This window comes from Neisseria mucosa (genome assembly GCA_003028315.1).
Classification (GTDB): domain Bacteria; phylum Pseudomonadota; class Gammaproteobacteria; order Burkholderiales; family Neisseriaceae; genus Neisseria; species Neisseria mucosa.
Genome location: CP028150.1, coordinates 2,620,963 through 2,633,715, shown reverse-complemented (window position 1 = coordinate 2,633,715; position 12,753 = coordinate 2,620,963). Strand labels below are relative to the sequence as shown.

Below are 12,753 nucleotides of genomic sequence, written 5' to 3'. Positions count from 1 at the left end.
ATTTTTAATAATTTTTAAATTCGGAAAGGAAATACAGTTGGAAAGACAGAATTTTCAAAACCCAAACCGTCCGCAGAAATGCGGAAACCCCGGTTCGGGCGAAGAGCCGTCAGACCGCCGCGACTGCCCAAAAGCAGACGACGACGGATGCGGCAGAGATAGAAGACGATCTATAACAAGACGGAGAAGTTTGGTACAGATTCATGATAGGGTTCCTTTGTAGTACTATGTAGTTTTTATAAGTATGGACAAATTTAAAAAATAATTTTCAGGCTGTCAAACACTTTTTCTAAAATATTTTTAAAAAATTCAATCATTAATAAACAATACTTCATAAATAAAACCAAAAACTCCCGCCTTAAAACAACCCAAATCTATAACTGACGGAGATTATACCGTTCCAAACCAATCAGAACGATTTTAAACAATCTATCTCAAAAACAAATATAATTAATTCATTTTTCGAGAATTTTTATTCAAGCGCGAAAATAGGTATCCACACCACCCAAACCGCCCAATTTTGCACTCACTTACTTTCAGACGACCAAAATCAAGATAGCATCATGATTTTGAATTAAAAATAATAAGATTTAAAAATGTAGTCATATGTAGTTTTAAATATAAAAAGGTCGTCTGAAAACCGTAACCCTATGATTTCAGATGACCTCACTCCCAGCCGTCGTTTTTGGTTTACCTGTCAGAGAAAGTTTTGTATTTCATGAAAAAGTTGTTTACTTATATCAGATTCAGGTTCATCCACCCTAAAACACAAAAAGGTCGTCTGAAACCTATAAACACATGGTTTCAGACGACCTTTTCTCACATTCTCAGCACGCGCTATGACTCTGTTTGATGCCGCTTTAGGCGCATGGCGAAAAACACCATCACCGCGCCCAACACTAGCGCGCTGCCCATCGCCAGATGGATGCCGTCGAGCATGGCCTGTTGCGGCGAGGCGGCGGAGGACAGTTTCTCGCCGATATTGGTCGCGCCGACGAAAAATGCCGCGCCGATCGCGCCGGCAATCGGGTTGATGGTGGTCAGAATCGCCGCGCCGTGGGGATTGAGTTTTTTCGGCAGCGCGTTCAAGCCGTGGGTTTCGCCCGTTACGCAGGCGGATACAGACACCGCCATCAGCGTGAACATGGCGGTCAGCATCATGACTTGCGTGTCAATCCGCAAAAACAGCCACAACACCGCCAGCGACACCGTCAGCATCACCGTGGCGGGCAACACGACAAACCGTCCGCCTTTCTTGTCCAGCAGTTTGCCGAACAAAGGCGCGGCAACCGCTTGGGCGATACTCGCGGGCATCAAAATCAGCCCCGTCGCCGTACCCGTCAGCATCAGCACCTGCTGCGTGTACATCGGCATCAGCAGTTCCAAACCTAAAAACAGGAATACCGCGCCCGCCAGAATCACGACGCAGTGGCGGAACTGCTTATATTCAAACGCCCGAAGGTTCAGCAGCGGCGTCGCCAAGCGGGACTGGCGGTATGCGAACCAGCCCACCAGCGCGACGGAGGCGGCAAACAGCAGGATAAATTCCGCCAGCGGCAGACTGGCGAAATTACTGCTCGCATACACCAGCCCGCCGAAGCCAACAATCGACAGTACGGCAGACAAAATATCAATCTTCGGACGGCTGATGGTGCTCAAATTAACCGTCAGATACTTGCCCACCAACGCCATCGCCGCCAGCATAAACGGCGCGGTAAAGCCGAACAGCACGCGCCAATGCGTGTGGTCGATGATGATGCCCGACAGCGTCGGCCCTATCGCGGGCGCGGCGGTGAACATCATGGTAATCACGCCCATCGCCGTTCCGCGTTTGTTCGGCGGGTAAATCGACAAAACGCCGTTAAACAGGAGCGGCACGAAAAACGCGGCAGACACCGCCTGCACCATCCGCCCCGCGACCAGAATCCCGAAAGTCGGCGCAAACGCGCAAATCAGCGAACCCGCCAGAAACGTCGCCTGCGTAAACAACACCATCTTGCGCGTTTCAAACCATTGAATCACGCCTGCCGTAATCGGCGTGAACGCGCCCATCACCAGCAAAAAGCCCGTCGTCAGCCATTGGACGGTGGTCTTATCGACACCGAAGTCCTTCATAATCGGCGTGAGCGCGACATTTAAAAGCGTGTCGTTGAGATAGCCGAAAAACGCGCCGATAAACAGCGTCGCCACAACGGTTTTGGCAGGAAAATCGGGATTGTCGGCGTGGTATTCGTGAGCCGTATCGTCTGTTTCAAAATCGGAAGCGTGCATAACATCGTATTGAAATGTTTGAGGAACACGGATTTTAGCATGGAGATGCAAAAGGTCGTCTGAAACTATAGTGGATTAAATTTAAATCAGGACAAGGCAACGAAGCCGCAGACAGTACAGATAGTACGGAACCGACTCACTTGGTGCTTCAGCACCTTAGAGAATCGTTCTCTTTGAGCTAAGGCGAGGCAACGCCGTACCGGTTTAAAGTTAATCCACTATACAACGCGACAATAAAATTATTGGGTATACACTCGATGAGTAGGAGCAGTTATTCAGGGCCGTATGGCCTCCTGCTGAAAAATGTCAGCCTCAAGATAAGTAATAAGTTTATTCGCTATAAAGCCTGTCCGAACCTGTTTTCGATAGGCATTTTTTTATTTTAAAACAGCAGGTTGTTTTTCAGTAAGGTATTTCCAATAGCGTTGCGGCATTTGTTGGCGGTGCAAGCGGGGATTGCGTCGGGATGGAATATTGCTGCTGTTGAAATAGTCCTGCCAAAGGGCTTGGTAACTGCGTTCGTCAGGGGTGTACGATGTTTGGATGCGGTCGGCTTCAAGCCCGTTGATTGCGTGCAGGCCGTTTGGGTCGCTTAAGATGCCGTAATGGCGCTGCATATCGAATATTGCCCATTGCTGTTGCGGATAACGGTTGCGGAAATGGCGTGTAATCAAGGGCAACACATCGTATTGAGGTTCGATACGCGCGAGATACAGACCGTCTGTCAGCTCTTCAAAACGGACAAACGCTTCCATCCGGTGTTTTTCATGTCCGACGGTTTTCACCCATTGCGCCCATTGCATCACATCGTAAAGACCGTAATCGCAGAGCACGTCTTTGCGCATCGGGCGGGCAAGCATCAGGCTGACGATGCGCAGAAAAGTGTCGGGCATCTCAGGTAGGGCGATTAAAAAACCATACAGCAGTTTGACCATACCGCTGCGCCCGATTTGCTGTTCGAGCCGTTTGAAAACGCGCTGGGCGCGTTCGGGGGAGGTGGTAACGGTTTCGCTGTGGCTGAATAAATCCGTATCCTGCGCATCATGGGTAATATGCACGTTTTCAGGAGCGTATTTGCAGGCGTAAACATGAAACACGGTGCTTAACAGGCCGTCGAAGCTGCCGTCGTAGTGCAAAGTGAGTTGCATAATGTTGACCTTTTCGTTATCAGCCGAACAAATCGGTTTGCACGGCATCGCTTTGGCTGAATTTGGAGCGTGTGTTTTGTAAAAGCAGGCCGCGCAGTTGCGGGCTGTCGATTAGGTCGGCGTAGCGGTTGGGTTCGGGCAGGGTGATGAAATAGCGTGCGCGGTTTAGTGCCACGCCCATTTTGCGCAGGTGTGCCATGGTAATCATGCGGAAGCGGCGCGCCTGTACGATTTTACGGGCGGACTTCACGCCGATACCGGGCACGCGCAAGATGATTTCAAGCGGCGCGTGTTGCAGCGGCACGGGAAACCATTCGCGGTGGCGCAGCGCCCAAGCGAGCTTGGGGTCGAAATCCAAGTCGAGAAAAGGTTGCTGTTCGTCTAAGATTTCATGATCGGAAAAGCCGTAAAAACGCATCAGCCAATCTGCCTGATAGAGCCGGTTTTCGCGTCGCAGCGGCACTTGTGTCGATAAAGGCGGCAGGCGTTTGTCTTCCAATACCGGTACATAGCCCGAGTAATACACGCGTTTGAGGCCGTAATGGCGGTAAAACCCGCCTGCGGCGCGGATGATTTGGCGGTCGGTTTCGCCTGCCGCGCCGATAATGAACTGCGTGCTTTGTCCGGCAGGGGCGAACTTGGGCGTGGATTTGATGGTTTTGCGGCTGTCGGCAAAGGCGGTGATTTCGTTACGGACAAACGCCATCGGTTGCGTCATATCGCTGTGTTTTTTTTCGGGCGCGAGCAGCTTGAGGCCGGAAACGGTGGGGATTTCCATGTTGACGCTGAGGCGGTCGGCATACAGCCCGGCTTCGTGCAGGATTTCGGCAGACGCTTTCGGAATGGTTTTGAGATGGATGTAGCCGTTAAATCGATGTTCTTCGCGCAGTTTTTTAGCAATCCGCACCAAGCGTTCCATGGTGTAGTCGGCGTTTTTGAAGATGCCGGAACTCAAAAACAGTCCTTCGATATAGTTGCGGCGGTAAAAGCTCATGGTCAAATCCACCACTTCATCGACCGTAAACGCCGCGCGCGGGATGTCGTTGCTGCGGCGGGAAGCGCAATAAGCGCAGTCGTAGATGCAATGGTTGGTCAGCAGGATTTTCAGCAGCGATACGCAGCGGCCGTCTTCGGTGAAACTGTGGCAGATGCCCGCGCGCGAAGAGTTGCCCAAGCCTTGTCCGTCGTTGCCGCGCGAACCGCCGCTCGACGAGCAGGAAACATCATATTTGGCGGCATCGGCTAAAATTTCGAGCTTACGGCTGATTTTTTGATAGTCCATAGCTTATCTGTTATTAGAGAAAGTTAAGTTTTTTTATTATAATTGTAAGATTTTATTTAGTCAGCTAAATTTTTCCTTAGTTTGAAGGATGATTCAGACAGACATGATGCCTGTCTAAGCATTTATGAAGGTTTGTAACGCGACAGAATGCTACGTTTTGGATTGAAAGCAAAATGCAAGATATTCGGGTTAAGCAGGAGTATGATGAAAAACGCGCCGATAAACAGCGTCGCCACAATGGTTTTAGAAAGGAAGTTGGGATTGTCGGCGTGGTATCCGTGAGCCATATTTTCTGAGTCAATATCGGAAGCGTTAATATCAACATATTGAAATATTTTAGGCATGCAGATTGGCATGGATATGCAAAAGGTCGTCTGAAACCCGATACCGGATTTTCAGACGACCTTTGAAGCTTGATAATTATTTTCCCGAATGCCGTTTTACCAGCTTCGTCCAGTTGATATAGCCGTAAACCGAATTGCACAAATACATGACGTACATCAGCAAAAGCGGCAGGCTCGTTTCTCCGTTTTTCAACCATGCCGCAGCCCACAGCGAAATCGTCAGGATATTGACCACAATCCACAATGCCCATTGCTCGCGGTAGCGCAGAATCATCAACACCTGAGCCACAATCGACACGACGACCGTTACGCCGTCAAGGGTCGGCAACGCGCTGCCTAAGTGGTGCAGCCATTCGATATATGCCGAAGTCCCCACAACGGACACGGCAACCACCAGCAACCACTGCCTGACCGTCAACGCCTTCGCCTTCACTTCCTCCGTTTCCGCCGTTTCGCCCAGAGCCATATGTCTGCGCCACATAGCGAAACCGACAAACTGGACAGGCACATACACCAATAAATTCAGCATCATCTCGCCGTAGAGCTTAAACGTATAGGAAACATAAGCATACAGCGATACGGAAATCAGCCCAAACAAATAATTGCTGATTTTCCCTTTACCGACGAAGACGACGCACAAAATGCCCGTTACCGCCGCAATGCTCGCCAGCCATGAGTCGGGATTGAAGACGAACACGACCGCCTGTATCCCCAAAAACATCAGCAGCCACACCGCTTCGAAATGCGTCCAACCGCCGAACAATTCGCGTTTCCACCAGTCTAATGACATGATTTTTCCCTCTTTTTTCTTTATTGATGCTCGATGTGGGATGCCTCTCAAACCCAAAAATCCATCCCATATTGCATATGTTTTACATTATGCGTAAGTTTCAATTCGCACGCAATAAAACAATTACTAAAGTTATATATCTAATTAAAACTGTTGCCCAAGGAATACAGTGAATCCGAAAAAAACAAGGCTTTCCATCTGTCGATATGTCTTCAAGCAACTGAATTTTCATCAAAATTCCCATAACAACCGCAAAGAAACGAAATCTCAGCGTGTACGACCTGCCCGTAGATAAAGCCGCCTTAACGCGATGCCCTAATCTTGACCGTTATCCGCGCCCATTTTAAAATGAATTTACGAATCGTTTTTATTTTCACACAATCAGGAGAAAATTCATGGCAAAAAAAGTCAGCATTTTAGTAGGCAGCCTGCGTAAAGGCTCGTTTGCCCGCAAAGTGGCGCAAAACGTCATCCCCATGTTCCCCGAAGGCTACGAAGCCCAAATCGTCGAAATCGGCGGCTTGCCGCTCTACAATTTCGACTACGACGACCCCGCCGAAACCGACTTCCCCACGCCCGAAAGCTACACTGCCTTCCGCGAAACCATCAAAGCCTCCGCCGGCGTATTGTTCGTTACCTCCGAAAACAACCGCACTGTCCCCGCCTGTCTGAAAAACGCGGTAGACATCGGCTCCAAACCCAACGCCGACGTCGCATGGAAAAACACGCCCGCAGGCATCATCAGCCATTCCGTCGGCAAAATGGGCGGTTACAGCTCGCAAAAAAACCTGCGCCTCGCCTTGTCCTACTTCAATATGCCGCTGACCGGACAGCCCGAAGTCTTCCTCGGCAACTCCCCTACTCTGTTTGAGTTTGACGATAACGGCAAACTCATCGAATCGGCACGCAGCTTCGTCCAAGGCTATATCGATCAACTCGTCGCCCTGATCGAGAAAAATCCCAAATAAGCCGTCATCTATTCCGTCAAAGCATTTCCATAAAAAAGGTCGTCTGAAAACCTATGCCGAAGGTTTTCAGACGACCTTTGTATCCCCTGCTTTACGCAGTTTCTTTCTTGCTCAACGTCAGACCTGTCCAACCGAACAGCAGCGTCAAAATCAGGCTCAAATAGCAGAAGAAGGCATAAGGCAGGTATTCCCAAACGGGTACGCCGAGGGCGTGGCTGATGAACACGCCGCACACGCTCCACGGCACAAGCGGATTGATGACCGTACCCGCGTCTTCCAGCGTGCGCGAAAGGTTGCGCGAATGCAGTCCGAGCTTGTCGTACACGGGTTTGAAGGTTTCGCCGGAAAGCAAAATACTCAAATATTGTTCGCCGATGAGGAAATTGACGCCGACCGACGTGGCGGCAACGCTGAATGTAGCGCGTCCGGCGGTAGTCAGGAACGCGCGGATGGCGTCCAGCAGCGACGGAATCACGCCGAGCGTAAACAATAATCCGCCCAAACTCATGCCGAGAATCACGATGGTTTGCGTGAAGAACATGCTTTCCAAACCGCCGCGCGAAATGAGTTTGGCGATGTCTTGAAACGCTTCGCCTTCGAGTTTGTAGCCGCCGTAAAACCATGTGCCGAGCTGGTTCAAGTCGGGCGTGCTGTGGAAATAAGTTACCGCAAGCGCGGCGAGGATGGTGAAGAGCATGGCGACAACGGCGTTGATGCGCAACAGCGCCAGCACGACCAACAGCGCAAACGGAATCAGCGAATAGCCGTGCACCAAGCCCGTCGCTTCAAGCTGGCTGCGGAAGGATTCGACGCTGTTCAAATCGTGGGCGGCAACATTGGGCAAGAGCCACAGCATCAATGCCGCGCTGATGAGCCACGCGGGAATGGTGGTGTACATCATGTTTTTGATGTGTTCGAACAAATCAATGCCGACGATGGAGGCGGAAATACCCGTGGTATCGGAGAGCGGGGACATTTTGTCGCCAAAGAACGCGCCGGAAACAATCGCACCCGCCGTCATCGCCAAATCGGCATGAAACGCCGCCGCCATGCCCATAAAGGCAACGCCGACGGTGGCGCAAGTGGTCAAACTGCTGCCGATGGACACACCGATGACGGAACAAAGCGCAAAGGCGGAGAAATAGAAATAAGTAGGGGAAATAAGCCCGAAACCGTAATACATCAGCGTTGGAATCGCGCCGCTCATCATCAGCGCGCTGACCATCAGCCCGATGAAGAAAAACAGGTAAATCGCGCCCATGCCCTGCCCCACCGCGCCGACCATGCCTTTTTGCATGTCGTTATATTTCAACCCGCGCGCGAGGCCGTAGAGGATAAGGACGGTAATGGCGGCAATGATGGACATATGGGGCAGCCAGCCCAGCGAAATGATGGTGTAACCCATCGCCCCGATTAACGCCACGACGACGGCAAGAGCTTCTCCGCGCGGCATATCGAGCAGTGATTTGAATGTAAACATATTGCTTTGCCTGTTTTGTGTGTATTTAACGAAGTTTAGCACACGGGGTCGTCTGAAAAACCGCTTTTCAGACGATCCCGTGATTTTTTATGAATGTAGCAATAGATTTTTATTAAAACAATATAATTTTAAATTGGATTTTTTAGAAGAAAATATCTATTTTTTAGTATTTAAGAAATATTATGGCTTTTTATACCACAGATAACCATATCGGCCATCATATGAAAATACTGGGCGAATTTCGTTTTATTCCGCTTCACACTGTTTCAAGTTAAACCTTGCCGCAGACGCTTCGCGTTTGTAATCTGTTTCGTTGATGTAATTTGGCCGATAATCCCGCAGCCATTCGGACAATGGGGCAAGCGTTTTGCGGCAGGCCGCTTTATCTCCGGCATTTTTAAAGCTGACTGCCAAGTCATTCAAAACCCGCATCCAGTCGGTCAGATAGAGGAATCTGCCGCATTGGTTCAGATATTGCCGCTTTAGGTTTGCCGCCTCTCGGAAACGTTTTTCCCGATAGGCAGCCCGGAAACGCCGCTCTGCCGCTTCTGCATATTTCGGGGCGCAGGCCGTCGGCATTTTATAATAAACCCTGTCGAAAAAAGCATTATGCCCGCAATAGCTTTGACAGGCTTCTCGGGCGGTTTCGGGGATGTCCAAACGCACGCTGTCGCGCTTGAAACTGAAATGCACGACACAGCCCTCCCCGTCACTGGCAATACGGTTGCGAACGATGCCTTCATAATCGCACACATTGCCGTTTGGATTGACTGTACTGACGGAAAAACTGCTGCCCTCAAGCGTCAACACCCCGCTACTGAGCCGGTCGTCGGCAATGACGTAGTTTTGTGCGGCAGCATGCAGGGATAACACGGCGGGAAGTAAAAAGATTAAGGGTTTCATCAATACGGACACTCCTCAGAATTGACGGTCTCAGGCACTTGGCAAAGCTTTCACGCCCGAAATGGATTCATTAAGAAAATACCCTTACCTCCTTTTCCACCCAAGCAGGAAGGAAGGCAGGAACTTTCACGGTTTGAATGGGCTATATTTCTGTAAAAAGGTCGTCTGAAAACGTTCAGACGACCTTTGGGTTTTATTTGCAGGTTTTCATATTCAGGCTGCCGTAGCGGCCGACGATGTTGCGGATTTCCTGTGCGTCTTTTTCATCGACCGACATGAAGATGACGGTCATGCGGGAAACGCTGAGGGTGCTGTCGGCGGCGTTGCCTTTGTCGTCTTGTTCGACGATGCGCGCGCCGCCGAAGCCTGCTGCGGACAGGCGCGAGATGAGGACTTGTGCGGAGGAGCGGCTCTTCATCACGCCGAGGCTGATTTCGCCGTTGTGAAGCGTGCCGTTGAAGCCTTTGTTGCCGAGCGCTTCGAGGCGGTTCATGGCTTCGCTGTCGGCGGGCAGCACGACGCGGAAGGTTTTGGCGGCGTGGTCTTTCGATGCACCGCGTTTTTCTACGGTGCGGCTGGCGGCGTGCGGCCAGCGGGTCAGCAGGCCTTTGATACGGTGGTAGTCGTCTTCGTCCAGGGTAACGCTGGCGTTAGACGTACATTGGCGGGCGGCGGATGCGTTTTTGGCGGCGGGATTTTCGTTGGCGGCAGCAGCCGGATTGGTGTTTTCGGCGGCGGCTTTTTCTTTTTCGCGGCGGGCTTTTTCTTCACGTTCTTTTTTTTCTTTTTCGCGGCGCGCCTGTTCCTCTTCTTCTTTTTTCTTGCGTTCGGCTATGGCTTCTTCGGATTCGGGCTCGGGCAGGTCGGCTTGTGTTTCGTCGGTTTGCAGCCAGTCGGGTTGCGCGTTGTCGGCAGGCGCGGGGGCTTGCTGAGGGCGCAGGGATTCGGGTTGGGCGAGTTCGTGGGCGCCGCCTTCTACGGGCGCGGCGTTGGGGGATTTGGCGTTGTTGAGGCGGTGCGTAATCATGCCGCCGAAGACGATGATGTTGAGTGCCACGAGGGCGGCGAAAAGCCATTTCATGAGTTGTTTTCCTTTTTTGTGTTCGGTTGCCGTTGCGGTGTGCGGGCGGTTTTGTGTTGTTATTGGTTGTGGCGGATCGGCGTCAAAGCCAACCGGCTGAAGTTTGCTGCGTCTGAAGGTCGTCTGAAAAGCGGTGTTGCGTTTCAGACGACCTTTTTGAATCTGTGCTACGGCATTGCTGCTTATTCGGGCAATTTATCAGGCTGTTCCTGCTCTTGCGCGACCCAGTTCAATAAGCCGTAAATGACGAGATTATCTACAATTTTTACTGTATTGTCCAAAACAAACTGCTTGGGCAGGGCGTTGACGACTTTGCTTGCGCCGCCGCCGGTGATGATGACGTCGACGGGTTTGCCTTCGCCCGTTTTTTGTTGCAGCCGCCCGTGCATCATGATGACGGCTCCGCAAACGGCATCCATCATGCCGCTGGTGATGGCGTTGGGCGTGGTGGTGGGGAAGGGGTACACTTTGCCGGCGGGGCGGTCGAGGTTGGCGGTTTTGGCGGCGAGGGCTTCTTTCATGAGGTGGAAGCCGGGCATGATGGTGCCGCCGAGGTAATGGTTGTCTTCGGTGAGCGCGTCGGTGGTTACGGCGGTGCCGCAGCTGACGACGACGCAGGCATTTTGGCTGAAACGGCGGCTGCCCAAGGCGTTGAACCAGCGGTCGGAGCCGTGTTCGGCGGGGTTGCGGTAGTGGTTGCGGATGCCGAGCGCCTGCGGCATGGAGGGCAGCCAGCGGACGGGCGCGGTCAGGTGAGCTTCGACCAGGGCTTTTTTGAGGTCGCCGCACACGGCGCAACCGACGATACGGGTGCGGTCGTCTGAACGCGCTGCCCATTCTTCGCCAAGCTTGCTCAAATCGCGGTACGGCGCGCGGGTGACTTCGTTGAACACGCCGTTTTCCACCCATGCCCATTTGAGCTGGCTGTTGCCGCCGTCGAGCAGGAGGAGGCGTTCGGGCGGGCGCGGCGCGGCGGCGCGGGGCGTGTCGTCGGGGCGCAGGCTGATTTCGCCGCTGACGACGGTTTGTTCGCCTGCGGCTGTCATCAAGTGCAACGCGCCTTGTGCATCGACGCTGAGGACGGTGCCTTCGTTTACGGTCTGCCCGTCGCGCAGGAGCAAGACGGGTCTGCCGTGGTCGCGGTGGGCGGTTTGGTATTCTTCGAGGAAGGGGGCGAACCCGTTTTGCGCGTATTGCGTCAGCACGGCATTGAGTTCGCCCAATAATTTGTCCAACAGCGTTGAAGCGGGAATGCAGTGTACGGAGGCGGTGCCGCGGGCAAGCTGCGCGTTGTGGAAGAGGGCTTGGACGGAAGCGGCGTTTTCGACTTCTTTGGGCAGGACGAAATTGATGCCTATGCCGATGACGGCGGCGGTTTTGCCTTCGTTGCGGACGGTTTCGATCAGGATGCCGCCGAGTTTGTCCCTGCTGGCGACCAAATCGTTCGGCCACTTGATTTGTATGTCCAAACCCGATGCTGCCAAGGCGCGGCGGCAGGCGAGCGCGACGGCGGGGGCGAGTGAGCCGAGTTCGTGCTGCGGTTTGTCGAATACCCAGCCAAAGCTGAACATCAGGCATTCGCCCAGCCGGTGTGTCCACTTGCGTCCCTGCCGCCCGCGGCCTTTGGTTTGCAGATGTGCGACGCAGAGCGATTTATGGGCTTGTTCGGGCGAAGTGCGTGCCAGATTCAGGATTTCGTCGTTGCTGGACGTGCATTCGTGTTTTAAGGTCGTCTGAAAACCGCGTTCCGCGCCCAAGCGCTGCAAGGCTTCTTCGTCAAACAAAGCAAGCGGGCGCACGAGCCGCCATTGCCCGTCGTGCTGGCGCAGCAGTCCGCGGATGTGTGCGGGCATCTGTTGCCAAAAGCCGTTGAGCTGGTGCGGCTTCACGCCCGCGATACGCGCGAGATGGGAAACGTGTTGCGGCAGACCGTCGGCGAGTTCCGCCAAAACCCGACTGTGCGGCAGTTTCAGCGCGGTCATTTGCCGCCCTCGGCTGCGCGGATTTTTTCCAGCGTTTTCGTGGTGGAAGTCTGGTGCAGGAACGGAATGGAAAACACTTTGCCGCCGCGCGCCAGCGTTTCTTGCGCGCCGACGATTTTTTCGACCGGCCAGTCGCCGCCTTTAATCAGGATGTCGGGTTTGATTTGCTCGATCAACTCGGCGGGCGTGTCTTCGTCAAACCAAGTGACCAAATCCACGCTTGCCAATGCCGCCGCCACCGCCGCGCGGTTTTCCAGCGGGTTGACGGGACGGTCGTCCCCCTTGCCCAAACGGCGCACGGACGCATCCGTGTTCAAAGCCAGCACCAATGCCACCCCCGCCGAACGCGCCTGCGCCAGATAGGTAACATGCCCCCTGTGCAGAATATCGAAACAGCCGTTGGTAAACACCAGCGGGCGGGGCAGTTCGTGCAGACGTTGCGCCAATTCTTCGGGCGGGCAGATTTTGCGTTCGAAATCGGGGAGGGACCAGTCAGACATAATC

Annotated in this window: 11 protein-coding genes and 1 pseudogene; 1 reads left to right on the top strand and 11 read right to left on the bottom strand. The window is 52.9% G+C overall.

Annotated elements, in window-relative coordinates; genetic code table 11:
• Positions 1-837: 837 nt before the first annotated feature.
• The 6 genes and pseudogenes from NM96_13325 to NM96_13300 all read right to left on the bottom strand — a co-directional run bounded on the left by NM96_13325 (position 838) and on the right by NM96_13300 (position 5,835).
• Positions 838-2,271 carry an MFS transporter gene (locus NM96_13325; protein ID AVR80156.1) on the bottom strand — a complete coding sequence of 478 codons (1,434 nt, stop codon included), beginning with the start codon at positions 2,269-2,271 and terminating at the stop codon, positions 838-840.
• Between the two features lie 84 nt (positions 2,272-2,355).
• Positions 2,356-2,506, bottom strand: a pseudogene (locus tag NM96_13320) (IS5/IS1182 family transposase).
• Between the two features lie 142 nt (positions 2,507-2,648).
• Complete coding sequence (locus tag NM96_13315) at positions 2,649-3,419, bottom strand: hypothetical protein (GenBank protein ID AVR80155.1); 771 nt, start codon at positions 3,417-3,419, stop codon at positions 2,649-2,651.
• A 19-nt stretch (positions 3,420-3,438) separates the two neighbouring features.
• A complete protein-coding gene (locus NM96_13310) occupies positions 3,439-4,701 on the bottom strand; it encodes a putative DNA modification/repair radical SAM protein (protein ID AVR80154.1) in 1,263 nt (420 codons plus the stop codon).
• A gap of 122 nt (positions 4,702-4,823) precedes the next feature.
• Entirely contained in the window at positions 4,824-5,045 is a 222-nt protein-coding gene (locus NM96_13305) for a hypothetical protein (protein ID AVR80153.1), read from the bottom strand.
• Between the two features lie 76 nt (positions 5,046-5,121).
• Positions 5,122-5,835: a nicotinamide riboside transporter PnuC gene (locus NM96_13300; protein ID AVR80152.1), complete on the bottom strand. Its 714-nt coding sequence runs from the start codon at positions 5,833-5,835 to the stop codon at positions 5,122-5,124.
• A 395-nt stretch (positions 5,836-6,230) separates the two neighbouring features.
• On the opposite strand from NM96_13300, the gene NM96_13295 reads away from it, so the two are divergent.
• Positions 6,231-6,803 carry an NAD(P)H-dependent oxidoreductase gene (locus NM96_13295; GenBank protein AVR80151.1) on the top strand — a complete coding sequence of 191 codons (573 nt, stop codon included), beginning with the start codon at positions 6,231-6,233 and terminating at the stop codon, positions 6,801-6,803.
• Positions 6,804-6,894: 91 nt separating this feature from the next.
• Here the strand turns inward: NM96_13295 and nhaC are convergent, their stop codons facing one another.
• From nhaC to rfaE2, 5 genes are all read right to left on the bottom strand, one after another.
• Positions 6,895-8,283, bottom strand: a complete 1,389-nt coding sequence (nhaC, locus tag NM96_13290) for a Na+/H+ antiporter NhaC (protein ID AVR80150.1) — start codon at positions 8,281-8,283, stop codon at positions 6,895-6,897.
• 246 nt (positions 8,284-8,529) lie between these two features.
• Positions 8,530-9,186: a hypothetical protein gene (locus tag NM96_13285; protein ID AVR80149.1), complete on the bottom strand. Its 657-nt coding sequence runs from the start codon at positions 9,184-9,186 to the stop codon at positions 8,530-8,532.
• Between the two features lie 193 nt (positions 9,187-9,379).
• Complete coding sequence (locus NM96_13280; GenBank protein AVR80148.1) at positions 9,380-10,267, bottom strand: cell division protein; 888 nt, start codon at positions 10,265-10,267, stop codon at positions 9,380-9,382.
• 182 nt (positions 10,268-10,449) lie between these two features.
• Complete coding sequence (locus NM96_13275) at positions 10,450-12,249, bottom strand: bifunctional biotin--[acetyl-CoA-carboxylase] ligase/pantothenate kinase (protein ID AVR80147.1); 1,800 nt, start codon at positions 12,247-12,249, stop codon at positions 10,450-10,452.
• Positions 12,246-12,752 (bottom strand): D-glycero-beta-D-manno-heptose 1-phosphate adenylyltransferase, encoded by a 507-nt coding sequence (gene rfaE2 / locus NM96_13270; protein AVR80146.1) that lies wholly within the window; start codon positions 12,750-12,752, stop codon positions 12,246-12,248. The genes NM96_13275 and rfaE2 overlap by 4 nt, the downstream gene beginning before the upstream one ends.
• Position 12,753: the final 1 nt, after the last annotated feature.

What these genes read in the sequence shown, in the direction of transcription:
- NM96_13295 (AVR80151.1), top strand. Translation starts at nt 6,231, where the DNA reads ATGGCAAAAAAAGTCAGCATTTTAGTAGGCAGCCTGCGTAAAGGCTCG.
- NM96_13285 (AVR80149.1), bottom strand. Translation starts at nt 9,186, where the DNA reads ATGAAACCCTTAATCTTTTTACTTCCCGCCGTGTTATCCCTGCATGCT.
- NM96_13310 (AVR80154.1), bottom strand. Translation starts at nt 4,701, where the DNA reads ATGGACTATCAAAAAATCAGCCGTAAGCTCGAAATTTTAGCCGATGCC.
- NM96_13300 (AVR80152.1), bottom strand. Translation starts at nt 5,835, where the DNA reads ATGTCATTAGACTGGTGGAAACGCGAATTGTTCGGCGGTTGGACGCAT.
- NM96_13275 (AVR80147.1), bottom strand. Translation starts at nt 12,249, where the DNA reads ATGACCGCGCTGAAACTGCCGCACAGTCGGGTTTTGGCGGAACTCGCC.
- NM96_13315 (AVR80155.1), bottom strand. Translation starts at nt 3,419, where the DNA reads ATGCAACTCACTTTGCACTACGACGGCAGCTTCGACGGCCTGTTAAGC.
- NM96_13280 (AVR80148.1), bottom strand. Translation starts at nt 10,267, where the DNA reads ATGAAATGGCTTTTCGCCGCCCTCGTGGCACTCAACATCATCGTCTTC.
- NM96_13305 (AVR80153.1), bottom strand. Translation starts at nt 5,045, where the DNA reads ATGCCTAAAATATTTCAATATGTTGATATTAACGCTTCCGATATTGAC.
- nhaC (AVR80150.1), bottom strand. Translation starts at nt 8,283, where the DNA reads ATGTTTACATTCAAATCACTGCTCGATATGCCGCGCGGAGAAGCTCTT.
- NM96_13325 (AVR80156.1), bottom strand. Translation starts at nt 2,271, where the DNA reads ATGCACGCTTCCGATTTTGAAACAGACGATACGGCTCACGAATACCAC.